General features: G+C 67.1%; 8 protein-coding genes. 5 read left to right on the forward strand and 3 right to left on the reverse strand.

Annotated elements, in window-relative coordinates; genetic code table 11:
- Positions 1 to 80: 80 nt before the first annotated feature.
- Positions 81 to 872: a dienelactone hydrolase family protein gene (locus tag ACTXG9_RS13655; RefSeq protein WP_456115862.1), complete on the forward strand. Its 792-nt coding sequence runs from the start codon at positions 81 to 83 to the stop codon at positions 870 to 872.
- A 288-nt stretch (positions 873 to 1,160) separates the two neighbouring features.
- On the opposite strand, the gene ACTXG9_RS13660 is transcribed toward ACTXG9_RS13655, so the two are convergent.
- Entirely contained in the window at positions 1,161 to 2,159 is a 999-nt protein-coding gene (locus ACTXG9_RS13660; protein WP_111101859.1) for a polyprenyl synthetase family protein, read from the reverse strand.
- Positions 2,160 to 2,373: 214 nt separating this feature from the next.
- Between ACTXG9_RS13660 and ACTXG9_RS13665 the strand changes: the two genes are divergently transcribed.
- Positions 2,374 to 3,987: an alpha-glucosidase family protein gene (locus ACTXG9_RS13665; RefSeq protein WP_111101858.1), complete on the forward strand. Its 1,614-nt coding sequence runs from the start codon at positions 2,374 to 2,376 to the stop codon at positions 3,985 to 3,987.
- A 281-nt stretch (positions 3,988 to 4,268) separates the two neighbouring features.
- Here the strand turns inward: ACTXG9_RS13665 and ACTXG9_RS13670 are convergent, their stop codons facing one another.
- Together ACTXG9_RS13670 and ACTXG9_RS13675 are read right to left on the reverse strand one after the other, a co-directional pair.
- Complete coding sequence (locus ACTXG9_RS13670; RefSeq protein ID WP_031270010.1) at positions 4,269 to 7,025, reverse strand: TonB-dependent receptor; 2,757 nt, start codon at positions 7,023 to 7,025, stop codon at positions 4,269 to 4,271.
- A gap of 275 nt (positions 7,026 to 7,300) precedes the next feature.
- Entirely contained in the window at positions 7,301 to 9,355 is a 2,055-nt protein-coding gene (locus ACTXG9_RS13675; RefSeq protein WP_111101857.1) for a glycoside hydrolase family 97 protein, read from the reverse strand.
- Between the two features lie 237 nt (positions 9,356 to 9,592).
- Here ACTXG9_RS13675 and ACTXG9_RS13680 point away from each other — a divergent pair, with 237 nt between their 5' ends.
- The 3 genes from ACTXG9_RS13680 to ACTXG9_RS13690 are packed head-to-tail and all read left to right on the forward strand — an operon-like array spanning position 9,593 to position 14,984.
- Positions 9,593 to 11,785, forward strand: a complete 2,193-nt coding sequence (locus ACTXG9_RS13680; RefSeq protein WP_111101856.1) for a glucosidase family protein — start codon at positions 9,593 to 9,595, stop codon at positions 11,783 to 11,785.
- Complete coding sequence (locus tag ACTXG9_RS13685; RefSeq protein WP_346483998.1) at positions 11,782 to 13,269, forward strand: MFS transporter; 1,488 nt, start codon at positions 11,782 to 11,784, stop codon at positions 13,267 to 13,269. The genes ACTXG9_RS13680 and ACTXG9_RS13685 overlap by 4 nt, the downstream gene beginning before the upstream one ends.
- Positions 13,269 to 14,984 carry an alpha-amylase family glycosyl hydrolase gene (locus ACTXG9_RS13690; RefSeq protein WP_111101854.1) on the forward strand — a complete coding sequence of 572 codons (1,716 nt, stop codon included), beginning with the start codon at positions 13,269 to 13,271 and terminating at the stop codon, positions 14,982 to 14,984. The genes ACTXG9_RS13685 and ACTXG9_RS13690 overlap by 1 nt, the downstream gene beginning before the upstream one ends.
- The last annotated feature ends 50 nt before the right edge of the window (positions 14,985 to 15,034 follow it).

A 15,034-nucleotide genomic window follows, 5' to 3' on the forward strand; every position in this document is an offset into this window, starting at 1 on the left:
GCCGCCAATGCAGAATGCGACGCGGGAGGGGCGAATACGGCTTAATCCCCTCCGTCCCCTTTTTCTTGCGGAGCAGGCGCATGAATCGTTGGCGATGCGGTGTGGCGATGATCCTGGGGCTGGCGACGATGCCGGCGTGGGCGGCGATGAAGACGCAGCCGGTGGAGTGGAAGCACCAGGGCACGACCTTCAGTGGCGTGCTGGTCTATGACCATGGTGGGCACGACAAGCGCCCGGGCCTGGTGATGGTGCCGAACTGGAAGGGCGTGAACGAATCGGCCATCGAGAAGGCCAAGCAGCTGGCCGGTGACGACTACGTGGTGCTGGTGGCCGATGTCTACGGAAAGGGCGTGCGGCCGAAGACCGATGCCGAGGCCGGGCCGGTGGCGACCAAGCTGCGCAACGACAGGCCGCTGCTGCGCGCGCGTGCACTGGAAGCGGTGAACGTGCTCAAGGCGCAGGCCGGCAAGGTACCGCTGGATGCCAGCCGGATCGGTGCGGTCGGTTTCTGTTTCGGTGGCACCACGGTGCTGGAGCTGGCTCGCGCCGGTGCGCCGCTGGCCGCTGTGGTCAGCCTGCACGGCGGGCTGGGTTCACCGCTGCCGGCGCAGGCCGGTGGCAGCCATCCGTCCGTGCTGGTGCTCAATGGGGCCGATGACAAGAGCGTGACCGCCGAGGACATCGCCGCTTTCCAGAAGGAAATGGACGCGGCCAAGGTCGATTGGGAGTTCACCAACTACAGCGGTGCCGTGCACTGCTTCGCCGAGCGCGACGCCAACAGCCCGCCGGGGTGCCAGTACAACGAGCGGGCGGCCAAGCGCGCGTGGAAGGCGCTGGATGAGTTCTTCGAGGAGCGCTTCGAGAAACGTTGATTCGTGCAGCGGTAGTGCCGGCCGCTGGCCGGCAACCTCATGATGCTGCGGATGTCATCGGGAATGCCGGCCAGCGGCCGGCACTACCGATGCTTCAGTGCCGACCAACGGTCGGCACCTACCGATGCTTCAATGCCGGCCAGCGGCCGGCACCTACCGAGGCTTCAATGCCGGCCAGCGGCCGGCACTACCAGATGCGGTCAATGCGACCGTTTCAGTGCCGACCAACGGTCGGCACCCACCGGAATGCCGGTTTGGTACGTGCCGACCGTTGGTCGGCACTACCGGTCAATGCGAGCGCTGCACCGCGTAGCGGGCCAGGCCACGCAGGGCGGCCACGGCATCGTTGTCGCCCAGGCCATCGAGCGCGCGCTCGGCGGCTTCGGCATATTCCTCGGCACGCGCGCGGCTGTACTCCAGGCCGCCGGTGGCACGGATCGCGGCCAGTACTTCCGGCATCGCCGAGGCGTCGCCGTCCTGCACGATGGTGCGCAGGCGTTCGCGGGTAGCGTCGTCGGAGTGGGCCATCGCGTGGATCAGCGGCAGCGTGGCCTTGCCCTCGGCGAGGTCGTCGCCCAGGTTCTTGCCCAGCTCCTCGGCGTTGGCCGAGTAGTCCAGCACGTCGTCGGCAATCTGGAACGCGTAGCCCAGGTGCATGCCGTAGTCGAACAGGGCCTGTTGCTTGGCTTCGTCTACGCCACTGGCCAGCGCGCCCAGGCGGGTGCCGGCGGCGAACAGCACCGCGGTCTTGCGCTCGATCACGCGCAGGTAGGCGGCTTCATCGGTGTCCGGGTTGTGCACATGCAGCAGCTGCAGCACTTCACCCTCGGCGATGCGGTTGGTGGCATCGGCCAGGATCTGCATCACCGGCATGCGCTCCAGCTCGACCATCAGCTGGAAGCTGCGCGAGTACAGGAAGTCGCCTACCAGCACGCTGGGCGCGTTGCCCCACAGTGCGTTGGCGGTGCTGCGGCCACGGCGCAGGCTGGATTCGTCCACCACGTCGTCGTGCAGCAGGGTGGAGGTGTGGATGAACTCGATGATCGCCGCCAGCTGGTGGTGCTCCGGGCCGGCCTGGCCGACCGCGTGGCCGGCCAGCATCACCAGCATCGGGCGCAGGCGCTTGCCGCCGGCGGAAATGATGTGGTCGGCGATCTGGTTGATCAGCACGACGTCCGAAGACAGCCGGCGCCGGATCAGGGCGTCGACGGCGGCCATGTCGGCCGCGGCAAGCGACTGGATCTGGGGCAGGCCCAGGGCGGGACGGGTGTCTTCGGTGATGGTCATGCGATCAGGCTTTCAGGCTCACCATCGATTATAGGCGCTGGCCGTGAATTCGGGCGCAAACCGGTCCGAGCGGCAATTCCAGCCCGGCCTGCGCGGCCCTTCGCGTGAATACGTATGCAGGTTGCGCCATGCCCGCGAGGCCACCGCTAAGCTTGCCGGATCAGGATTTCGGCCCGCTGCCGGCGGGTCCCGCATGCCCGGAGGGGGGCTGTCGATGTCGCACTATCCATGGTGGCGCGGAGCCGTCATCTACCAGATCTACCCGCGCAGTTTCCTCGATGCCAACGGCGATGGGGTGGGCGACCTGCCGGGCATCATCGAGCGCCTGGACCACATTGCCGCGCTGGGCGTGGATGCGATCTGGATCTCGCCGTTCTTCAAGTCCCCCATGGCCGACTTCGGCTACGACATCGCCGACTACCGCGACGTCGACCCGCTGTTCGGCAGCCTGGACGACTTCGACCGCCTGCTGGCCAAGGCCCACGGCCTGGGCCTGAAGGTGATGATCGACCAGGTGCTGAGCCATACCTCGATCGAGCATGCCTGGTTCCGCGAGAGCCGCCAGGACCGCAGCAATCCGAAGGCGGACTGGTACGTCTGGGCCGACCCGCGCGAGGACGGCACCCCGCCCAACAACTGGCTGTCACTGTTCGGCGGCTGTGCCTGGCAATGGGAGCCGCGCCGCGAGCAGTACTACCTGCACAACTTCCTGGTCGACCAGCCGGACCTGAACTTCCATCACCCGGACGTGCAGCAGGCCACCCTGGACAATGTCCGCTTCTGGCTCGATCGCGGCGTGGATGGCTTCCGCCTGGATGCGATCAACTTCTGCTTCCACGATGCGCAGCTGCGTGACAACCCGCCCAAGCCGGCGGAGAAGCGGGTGGGGCGCGGCTTCAGCCCGGACAACCCGTACGCTTACCAGTACCACTACTACAACAATACCCAGCCGGAGAACCTGCCGTTCCTGGAGCGCCTGCGCGCGCTGCTGGACGAATACCCGGGGGCGGTCAGCCTGGGCGAGATCTCTTCGGAAGACTCGCTGGCCACCACGGCCGAGTACACCCGCGATGGCCGCCTGCACATGGGCTACAGCTTCGAGCTGCTGGTGGACGACTACAGTGCGGCCTACATCCGCGATACGGTCTCGCGGCTGGAAGCGGCGATGACCGAAGGCTGGCCGTGCTGGGCGGTGTCCAATCACGACGTGGAGCGTGCGGTCAGCCGCTGGGGCGGTCACCCGGCCGATCCGCGCCTGGCGCGGATGCTGGTGGCGATGCTGTGCTCGCTGCGCGGTTCGGTCTGCCTGTACCAGGGCGAGGAGCTGGGCCTGGCCGAGGCCGAGGTGCCGTTCGAGGCCCTGCAGGACCCGTATGGCATCACCTTCTGGCCGAATTTCAAGGGCCGCGACGGCTGCCGTACCCCGCTGCCATGGACCGATGCGCCGTTAGCGGGTTTCACCACCGGGCAGCCCTGGCTGCCGATCCCGGCCGAGCACCGCGCGGCGGCGGTGGCCGTGCAGGAGCGCGACCCGCATTCGGTGCTGGCGGCGTTCCGCGCGTTCCTGGCCTGGCGGCATACCCAGCCGGCCCTCCTGCACGGCAGCATCAGATTCCTTGAAAGTGCCGAGCCTGTGCTGCTGTTCGAGCGTATGCTTGCAGATGAAACCCTCCTGCTGGCCTTCAACCTGTCGGCCGAGGCGGTGACCCATCCGCTGCCGCCGGGGAACTGGCAGCAGGTGGCGGTACCGGGCCCGGATGCGGGCACGATGCAGGGCAACGAACTCCAGCTGCCGCCGCGCGCGGTGTATTGCGCCCGACGCAGCTGACCGTTTTCTCCGGTGGCGGTACTTGCGGGGACGGGGCCGAAGCGCCCCGTCCCTTTTTTGTGGGTGGAGTTCCAGAGAACGGCATCCACGCATGGCGTGGATCTACGGGTTGGAGCGTCGCTGCATGGGCCTTGCCGATCCGCTGCCGGCATTCGCGCAGAAGAAAACCCGCTGCCTGCGCAGCGGGTTTCCGGTCCTGCTCCTGGCTTCCGTCGCCGGGCATGGCCCGGCGCTACCGATGGGGTGGTTGCCGGCCAGCGGCCGGCACTACCCGGCTGTGGTCAGAACTTGTAGTTCACGCCCAGCATGTAGGTGCGGCCCCATTCGATGTACTCCAGCGGGCGGTCCTTGCTGCCGGCGTAGGTGCGGTACGGCTCGTTGGTCAGGTTGCTGCCCTGCAGCAGAAGGGTCAGGCCACGCAGGGCGCTGCTGTCGCTGAAGGTGTAGCTGACCTGCGCATCGGTCACGTTTTCGCCGACGACATAGCGCAGGCTGCGGTTGCCGTTGAAGTTGCCGATCTCACCGATGAAGTCCGATCGGCGGCGCTGGCTGACGCGTGCTTCAAAACCGCTGCGCTCGTAATAGGCAGTGAAGTTGTACACGCGCTTGGACAGGCCCGGCAGGCTGATCGGGTCACTGCCCACGCTGGAGGCGCTCTCCGGATCCAGGATGGTGATGTCGCTCTTGTTGAAGGTCGCGCTGGCCTGCACGCCGAAGCCACGCAGGCTGTCGGTCAGCATCTCCAGCGGGAACGATGCGGTCAGCTCCAGGCCCTTCAGCGTGCCGCCCTTGCCGTTCTGCGGCGCGGAGAAGGTGCCGGTGGTCAGCACCGGTGCGGTCATGCCCGGCGGCGGCACGTAGCTGCCCAGCAGCGCGGTGAAGTCGTAGTTATCGACCGACTGGGTGTAGACGTAGCTCTTCAGGTCCTTGTAGAAGATCGCGGCGGCCACGTAGGCCTTCTCGCCGAAGTACTTCTCATAGGACAGGTCCAGCGCGGTGGCACGCCATGGGTCCAGCAGCGGATTGCCGCCGCTGCCGCCGGGGCGGCCGGTGCCGGTGTCCACGCCGAACTCCAGGCCGGCGCGCATCTGGTCCACACGTGGGCGTGCGACCTGCTTGGCGACGGCGAAGCGCAGCGTCTGCTGGTGCGGGAACAGGAAGGCCAGGTTCAGGCTCGGCAGCCAATCGTTGTAGGTGCGGCCGTTCGAGTACGGCTGCACGTTGTTGCCGGCCGACTGCGAGCTGTCCCAGTAGCGCGAATCCGAGCTCTGGTCGGTGTGCTGCATCTGCACGCCGATGTTGCCGCGCACGCCGACGTCGCCGATGTCGGCGTTGATGTTCAGGCGCGCCCAGGCGGTGGTGATCTTCTCCTGCACCGTCCACGACTTGGGAATCAGGTAGTCCAGGTTGTCGACCGGGTTGAAGGTCATGTAGCGGCCGACCGCGGCCGGGACGTTCCAGGCCGGGATGGTGCCGAGGCCGGCGAAGCCGAGGTTGACCGGGCGATACTGCAGGTCCGAGGCGATGTTGGCATCGCCCTGCGCACCCAGCAGGATGTTGCCTTCGGACTGGGTCTTCACCTTGCGGCGGTCGGCGTAGTTCACGCCGATGTCGATGTCCGGCGCCCACGACGCGATGGCATCGGGCAGCGCGATGGTGGCGGCCAGCTTGCCACCCTTCAGGCGGTCTTCCACCTGCGGCACCTTGCCGTAGCCGGAGCCGTAGATGGTGTTGGTCAGGAACAGCGCATCGGGATTGGAGTAGTTCAGGCCCGGGCTGATCTGCGAGAAGCCGTTCTGGCGGATCGACACGCCGACCGTATCCAGCTGTGGCATCGGGGTCAGCTGCAGGTTGTTTTCCAGGTTCAGCTCATCGCGCGTGGCCTTGGAGTAGTTCAGGTCGGCGACCAGCTTGACGCCGCTGAAGTTGAACTCGTTGTTCCAGCCGAACGCATCGATCTTGTCCTTGCGCTTGTTGTACATGCCGCGCACCAGCGGGTACACGCCGCTGGCGGTGCCGCCGGTGAACGAACCATTGGCGTTGACCTGCGGGTTGCTGACCAGCAGGCCCGGGGTGTAGTTGCCGTTGTAGTTGCTGAGGTTCAGCTCGAACTGGTTGGCGGTGTCGATCTGCTCGGCTTCGGTGTGGAACGCATCGAAGGTGCTGGTCCAGCTGTTGTTCGGCCGGAACTGGATCGTCGCCATCACGCCGTCGCGCTTGTTGTTGCCGGTGCGGCGCAGCGCCTTGATGCCATCGGAGAAGTAGGTGCCGACGCCCACGCCCGGACGGTCGCCCTTGTCGGTGTGCTCGGTGGTCCACGGCTCGTACAGGCCGACCTGGTTCTCCTGGATCGGCATGTCGCTGTGCGCGTAGCCGATGGCGATGCCCAGGGTCTTGTCCAGGAACTGGTCGATGTAGCTGGCGCTGAAGCGGTTGCCGTATGGATCGACGTTGGCGGCGCGGCCCAGCGAACTCTTCTGGTAGCGGCCACTGACCGCGATCACGCGCTCGCCGAAGCTGAGCGGGCGCGCGGTCTGCATGTCGATGGTGCCCGACAGGCCCTGGCCGACCAGCGCCGCGTCCGGGGTCTTGTACACCGTCACGCCGTTGACCAGCTCGGACGGGTACTGGTCGAACTCGACGCCGCGGTTGTCGCCGGTGCTGACCACTTCGCGGCCGTTGAGCAGGGTGGTGGCGAAGTCCGGCGACAGGCCGCGCACGCTGATCACTTGCGCACGGCCCGCCACGCGCTGCGCGGCCAGGCCGGGCAGGCGCGAGATGGACTCGGCGATGCTGACGTCGGGCAGCTTGCCGATGTCTTCGGCGGAGATCGCTTCGACCACCGAGGTAGCGTCCTGCTTGACCGCGATCGCGCTCTCGATGCCGCGGCGGATGCCGGTGACCTGCACCGTATCGAGGTTGGTGGCGGCGGTGCCGGCCGGCGTGGTGGTGCTCTGCGTGGACTGTGCCGACGCCAGCGTCGGCGCCAGGACAACGGCCAGCGCGATGCTGAGCGCGCTGCGCTTGTGGTTCAACATTTTCCCCTCCCAGGCAATGTTGCAGATCGATTTGTGAGCGTTCCGGCGGGGCCGTGAACGTGCGACGCGGTGGCCGCTGTCGTCGCCGCTATGGTAGGCAGCGCGTTCTTCGCGGGAATCACCCTGCATACGTATTCAATGGCGTTTGCAGGGATGTAATCGCTTTCAAGTGTCTCGTTCTGTAGAGCCGAGCCCATGCTCGGCTGCATTTCGGTGCTACGCACCGCCGCCCGAGCGTGGGCTCGGGCGCTACGGGGGCGCAGGCAGGAAAACGTTCAGCGGATCGGCGTGAAGCGAATGGCCTGCCCACCGCCCGGTGCCAGCACCAGCGTCAGTGCATCGGCGCTGGTCACTTCGCGGGTTTCGCTTGCGAACGCGAATGGATTGCTGCGGAAATCCGCGCCCTCGCCATCGCGGTAGATCTCGGCGCGATAACGCACGCCCGGCTCCAGGAAGCCCAGCGATACCGGCAGCACGCGGCCGTGCTCATCGGTGATGCTGCCGAGGAACCAGTCGCGGCTGTTGCGGTCGCGGCGCACGATCGTCACGTAGTCGCCCACTTCGCCATCGAGCACGCGGCTCTGCTCCCAGTCCACCGCCACGTCCTCGATGAAACGGAACGCCTCGCGATGCTGCAGGTAGTGTTCGGGCAGGTCCGCGGCCATCTGGATCGGGCTGTACAGCACCACGTACAGGGCCAGTTGGCGCGCCAACGTACTGGGGATGGCCTGGCCGTGGCGGCCCTTCAGGCTGAGGATGCCGGGGGTGTAATCCATCGGCCCGGCCAGCATGCGGGTGAACACCAGGTTGACCTCGTGCTCCGGCGGGTTCGGCGGCTGGCCCCAGGCGTTGTACTCCATGCCGCGTGCGCCTTCGCGCGAGACCCAGTTGGGGTAGGTGCGGCGCAGGCCGGTGTCCTTGATCGGCTCATGCGGGTTCACCGACAGGTGCCGGCGCGCGGCTTCCTGCACCACCTTCAGATGGTGGCGGGCCATGAACTGCCCGTCGTGCCACTCGCGCCACAGCGGTCCCCCTGCCGGATTGCGACGATCGACCTGACCGTCGTCGCACACATAGCCGGTCTTGAACTGGTCCACGCCCAGCCTTGCATACAGGTCCAGCGCGGCACCCAACTGGTCCTCGTAGTGCTCGATGGCGCAGCCGGTTTCATGGTGGCCGATCAGGTGTACGCCCTTCTTCAGGCCATATGCCGACAGCGCTTCAATGTCGAAATCGGGCGTGGCCCGGGTGAAATCGAAGTCATAACCATTGCCCACCCACATGCCGTCCCAGCCCGGGTTCCAACCCTCCACCAGCACGCCACGGAAGCCGTGCGCAGCGGCAAAGTCGATCACCTTCTTCGTCTTGGCGGTGGTGGCCGCGTGCTTCGGCCCGGTCGCCCAGCTCTCGTTGTCCAGGTGCATCGACCACCACACGCCCAGATACTTGGCTGGCTTCACCCAGCTCACATCGCCCAGCGCGTTGGGTTCGTTGAGGTTGAGGATCAGGTCCGATTCGACCAGGCCACCGGCGCGGTCGGCGATCTGCAGCGTGCGCCACGGCGTGGCGAAGGGCAGGGCGCGGCGTACCTTCCAGCCTTCGGCCGAGGGCGAGAGCTGCGCGCGCAGGTGCTGGCCCTCGGTGCGCCGCAGCCACATGCCGGCGTAGTCCACCAGCGCCGCCTCGTGGATCGCCAGATGCAGGCCATCGCGGCTGCGCAGGGTCATCGGCGTATGCGCCAGCGGCACCTCGCGCAGCCGCGTGCGCTGGTAGAGGTATTCGTAGTGGATCGGTTCACCCGCGGGGATCCACCAGGCGGTGGATTCAGGCGCGATGGCGAACTCGGTCAGTTCGTCATCGATGATCGCTTCGCGCAGGTTCGGCTGTTCAGGGAACACATAGCGGAAGCCGAGACCATCGTCGTAGACGCGGAACACCACATCCAGCCGTCGCTTGCTGCCGGTGGTTTCGGCCAGCTGCACGGTCAGCTCGTTGAAGTGGTTGCGGGTGAGCCGGCGCTCGCCCCACGGCTGCTCCCAAGTGTCATCGACGCTGCGCCGCTGCTGGCCAAGCAGGGCGAAATCGCGGTCCAGGCGGCCGTCGCGCAGGGCAAAGCCAAGCTTCGAATCCTCCACCACGGGTTCGCCGAAACGCTCGACGCGGTAGCGCGCGGTGCCGCCGTCCAGCACGAGGCTGACCTTCAATATCTTGCCCGGCGATTCGACGCTGGCCACCTGCGGCGTGGCCTGTACCAGCGTCGCCCACCCGATCAGGGCCAGGCCGAGCATGTGCGCGAACACCGCGCGTACAGCAGTGGATGACATCGGCAATTCCCCTCCCAAGGCGCCGTTGGCAGACCCGGACCATAAGCCAGCGCGGCGGGCGCGCTACCGCGTGACGCCATGAATACGTATGCAACTGGACGCAGTCGACAGCCCCGCGTCTACCATGGGGCCCAGGCACCTTGAGGGAGGGGCCGCGCCCGCCCGCCTGCAACGACGGTGCGGACCTACAACGCGTGCAGAGAGGGAGGGAGGCCGACGGGCGCAAGCCGGTCCGCCGCTTCGATGCTGAAGATCATTTGCCTGACCGCTGCCCTGGGGGCAGCGCTGGGGACGACCGCGCAGGCGGCCGACCTGCAATTCGACGGCCGCCATGCGCGCGCCGAAGCCGCTGCCAATGGCAGCTTCGTGCTGCATGCGCCGAAGGGCGCAGTGCAGATCGCAGCCGCACCGATGCGCAGCCAGACCGGCAGCGTGATGTTCGATGCACTGTTCGCGCTGGCCCAGCAGGAGATGGACCAGGACCGTGTGGACGCGATTCGCGATCCCGCGTTCGACGAAGGCCGGCCGGTGCCGTGCGAGTGCTTCCAGACCGGCGCGCGCTGGCCCTATGTGTGGACCCGCGATGTCAGCTTCGCCGCCGATCTGGCGTTGGCGCGGCTGGACCCGCAGCGCACCCGGCAGTCGCTGCAGTTCAAGCTGTCGGCGGCGCGCGACGGGCACACGCCCGGCCTGTTCGTGGCGCAGGACACCGGGTCCGGCGGCAGCTGGCCGATCAGCAGCGACCGCGTGGTGTGGTTCCTGGCCGCGCGCCACCTGCTGGATGATCCGGCGTTTGCCGATCAGGTCTGGCAGGCGCTGCAGGGCACGCTGGCACAGGACCGCGCGATGGTGTTCGATGCGCAGGTGGGCCTGTACCGCGGCGAGACCTCGTTCCTGGACTGGCGCGAGCAGACCTATCCGGACTGGACCCGCGAGGACGTGCGCTTCATCGGTGATTCCTACGCGCTGTCCACCAACGTGCTGCACTACCAGGCACTGCGCCTGGCCGAACGCCTGGCCGGGCAGCACGGCGATGCCCGCGCGGCCGAGTACAAGGCGTGGGCCGATGCGTTGGCGCAGCAGATCGATACGCGCTTCTGGCGCGAAGACATCGGCCAGTACATGAGTTACATCGGTGAAGCCGCGCACCCGGTGCCGTACGCCAAGGTGGATCTGCTCGGCCTTTCGCTGGGCATCCTGGCCGGGGTGCTGCCGCCGGAGCGCGCGCGGCGTGCGCTGGCGGCGTATCCGATGGGCCCGGCCGGCAGCCCGGTGGTGTGGCCGCAGGAGGCGCAGCAGCCGATCTACCACAATCGCGCGATCTGGCCGTTCGTCAGTGCGTACTCGCTGCGCGCGGCGCGGCAGCTGGATGATGCGCCGCGCATCGCCGCCGAAATCCGCTCGTTGATGCAGGGCGCCGCGCTGGCCGGCTCCAACATGGAAAACTACGAGCTGGTCAGCCAGGCCGTGCATGTCGAGGAAGGCGCAATGAGCGGCCCGGTGGTCAATTCCGAACGCCAGCTGTGGTCGGTGGCCGGCTATCTGTCGATGGTGGTCGAAGGCGTATTCGGCGTGCAGGACGATGGCCGCGTGCAGCCCAAGCTGCCGGCCGTGCTGGTGCCCGAACTGTTCGGCAAGCAACGCCGCATCTCCCTGGAGGCCAACGGCAAGCGTTATGTGCTGGAGCGGCCGAAGCAGCTGGCCGATGGATTGCTGGTAGCGGGCAAGGTGAAGATGCGTGGTGCCACCACCACCGTGCAGCTGGTCCCCGCAGCAGCGGCGCCGCGCAGCGTAGCAATGACGGCCGACGCCAATGCGCGCGCACCGGCCACGCCGGCCGCACCGCAGGCGCGGCGCAAGGGCAGGGGCTGGAACGTCGAGGTCGCTGCCGGCCAGGTGCTGTGGCAGGACGGTCGCGCGCTCACCGCCAGCAACGGCCAGGCGCACATCAGTGACGATGGCCTGCAGCATTGCCTCAGCCTGACCCGGCGCGACAACGCATTGGAATCGCTGCACAGCCCGACGGTCTGCGTCGGTCCGCAGCAGGTGCTGAAGGGCGAGGATCGCTGGCAGTTCACCTCGGCCAAGGCCGGGCAGGTGCGTCTTCGCCTGCAGTACCGCAATCCGAACGGGCCGATCAACACCGGCGTCACCGCTGCGGTGAAGCAGCTGGTGCTGCAGTGCCCGGGCCAGCCGTTGCAGCGGCACACGGTTACGCTGCCGCACAGCGTGGCGGTGCAGGACTCGACTTCGGCAACGTTCGTTGTGGCCAAGGGGCAGTGCACCGTCGCGCTCGAAGAAGGCTTCAACATGAGCGCGCTTGAACATTTCGCGCACTACACCGGGGGCAAGGGTGGCCGCGAAGGCGTGCTCAACCAGGCCCAGGTGCAGGCGCTGACGGTGGCGCCGGTGGCGATGGAAGAGGGTGCACGATGAATCGCACGGCAAAACCGCAGCTGTCGTTCTGGCAGATCTGGAACATGTGTTTCGGCTTCCTCGGCATCCAGTTCGGATTCGCCCTGCAGAACGCCAATGCCAGCCGCATCTTCGAGACGCTGGGCGCGGATATCGACGCGGTGCCAGGGCTGTGGATTGCCGCGCCGCTGACCGGCCTGCTGGTGCAGCCGGTAATCGGCTACCTGTCCGACCGCACCTGGACGCGCTGGGGGCGCCGTCGTCCGTACTTCATGATCGGTGCGGTGTTGACCACGCTGGCGCTGCTGGTGATGCCGAACTCGCCGACGCTGTGGATTGCGGCCGGCACGCTGTGGGTACTGGATGCCTCGATCAACGTATCGATGGAGCCGTTCCGTGCCTTCGTCGGTGACCAGCTGGCGCCACGCCAGCGTCCGGCCGGCTATGCCATGCAGAGCTTCTTCATCGGCGTGGGTGCCATCGTCGCCAGCTTTCTGCCGTTCATCCTGGCCCACTTCGGCGTTGCCAACACCGCGTCCGCCGGGGAAGTGCCCGACACTGTGCGCTATGCGTTCTACTTCGGCGCGGTGGTGCTGCTGGCGGCGATCACCTGGACGGTGGTCAGCACCCGCGAATATTCACCGGCGGAGCTGGCCGGGTTCGATGATGCCGAGCCACCGGAACATCACGCGGCGGCCGCGATCAACGGCCCGGCTCCATGGACGCAGGTGACCCTGTGGCTTGGGCTGGGTGTGCTGTTGGCGCTGCTGATCGCCTGGCGGCAAGGCGACCGGATGCTGTACGTGCTGGCCGGCCTGTGCGCCGGCTACGGCCTGCTGCTGGCGGCCGCGCGCGCGCTGCCGGCCACGCATATGCTGGCCGCCATCGTCGGCGACCTGCGCGCGATGCCGGTCACCATGCGCCGCCTGGCGTGGGTGCAGTTCTTCTCGTGGTTCGCGCTGTTCGCCATGTGGATCTACACCACCGCTGCGGTGGCCGGTACCCACTTCGGTTCGACCGATCCACAGTCTGCCGCCTACAACGAAGGTGCCAACTGGGTGGGCGTGCTGTTTGGCGCCTACAACGGCTTCGCTGCGCTGGCGGCGGTGCTGATTCCGCCGATGGTGCGTGCGATCGGCCTGCGCTGGAGCCACCTGGTCAACCTGTGGCTGGGCGGCGCCGGCTTGGTCTCGCTGATGTTCATCCGCGACCCGCACTGGCTGCTGCTGTCGATGGTCGGCGTCGGCTTTGCCTGGGCCTCGATCCTGTCGTTGCCGTATGCACTGCTGTCCGACAGCGTGCCGGCGTCGAAGATGGGCGTGTACATGGGCATCTTCAATTTCTTCATCGTGATCCCGCAGCTGGTGGCGGCCAGTGCGCTCGGCTTTGCCCTGCGCGCATGGCTGGGTGGCCAGCCGATGCATGTGCTGGTGCTGGGCGGCTGCAGCCTGTTCCTGGCCGGCCTGTGCGTGCTGCGGGTTCCGTCCCGTCCGGAGGTAGTGTGATGCGTGCTGCGTTGGCTGTTGCTGTTTCCCTTGCCCTGTTCGCCGGCCAGGCCGTGGCCACGCCGCGCCCGGACTACGTCGGCACCACCGAGCCGTTCGCCAGCGATGCGGTGTACTTCGTGGTCACCGACCGCTTCGTCAACGGTGACCCGGCCAATGACCATCGTGACCAGGGTGGCGCGCACCGCACCTTCGACATCCCAGTGCCGTGCCCGGACAAGGTGGACGGCAACATCGGCTACCTCGGTGGTGATTTCCGCGGTGTGCTCGACAACGCGCAGTACATCCGCAACCTCGGTTTCGGCGCGGTATGGATCACGCCGATCGTCGACAACCCGGACGAGGCGTTCACCGGCAGCAGGCCGATCAGCTGCACCAGCACGCTGACCGACCGCGGCAAGACCGGCTACCACGGGTACTGGGGCATCAACTTCTACAAGCTCGATGAGCACCTGCCCAGCAAGAACCTGGATTTCGCCGGGCTGACCAAGGGCCTGCACGGTGCTGGCTTGAAGGTGGTGCTGGATATCGTGGGCAACCACGGCTCGCCGGCCTGGACCATGCCGACGCGACAGCCGCAGTTCGGCCAGATCTTCGACAAGGACGGAAAACTGATCGCCGACCACCAGAACCTGCCGCCGCAGAAACTGGATCCGAAGCACAACCCGCTGCACGCGTTCTACAACAACATTGGACCGGTCGACAGCAAGGATGGCTCGATCTTCGATGGCAACCTGGCTGAGCTGTCCGACTTCAACCAGGACAATCCGGCGGTGATGGACTACCTGGTCGGCGCCTACCTGCAATGGACCGCGCAGGGCGTGGACGCGTTGCGCATCGACACCATCGGCTGGCTGCCGCACCCGTGGTGGCATGCCTTCGTCAAGCGCATCCGTGCCGAGCACCCGGGCATGTTCATGTTTGGCGAAGCCTTCGACTACAACGCGGCGACCATTGCCGAGCACACCTGGCCATCCAATGCCAACGTGAGCGTGCTCGATTTCCCGTTGCGCGGCGCACTGGAGCAGACCTTCGGCACCGCCAACAAGGGCTTCGAGACCCTGGCTGAGCCACTGCACCTGAGCGGTGGCCCGTATGCCAATCCGTACGAGCTGATGAGCTTCTACGACAACCACGACATGCCGCGCCTTCAGGCCAGCGACACCGGCTTCATCGACGCGCACAACTGGCTGTTCACCGCGCGCGGCATTCCGGTGGTCTATTACGGTTCGGAAACCGGCTTCATGCGCGGCCGCGCCGAGCACGCCGGCAACCGTGCCTACTTCGGCCAGCCGCGCGTGGACGCTGCACCGCAGAGCCCGATCTTCGCGCCGCTGCAGCGCATTGCGAAGCTGCGCGAGGCCACCCCGGCCCTGCAGCGCGGCCTGCAGGTGAACGAACGCCTGCAGGGCAATGAGGCGGTGTTCTTCCGCGTGCTGCAGCACGGTGACGTGGCGCAGACGGCGCTGGTGCTGCTGAACAAGGGCGACCAGGCCAGGACGCTCACCGTGGCGCGCTACGTCCAGTCCGGCCGCTGGCGCGATGCACTGGACGGCGGTTCGTTGCAGGTGGATGCCTCCCTGGAGGCCGAAGTGCCCGCACACGGCGTGAAGGTGTATGTGCTGGATGCCGCCGTGCAGCAGCCAGCGCTGCAGGCCGAGCTGGACAAGGCGATGACCGACCAGAAGGCTCGGGACCAGCGTCTGGGACGGTGAGGGCGCCGCCGGGCATGGCCCGGCGCTACCGCTCTGGTGGGTGCCAACCT

The sequence above is a fragment of the Stenotrophomonas maltophilia group sp. LNF247 genome (genome assembly GCF_054083135.1).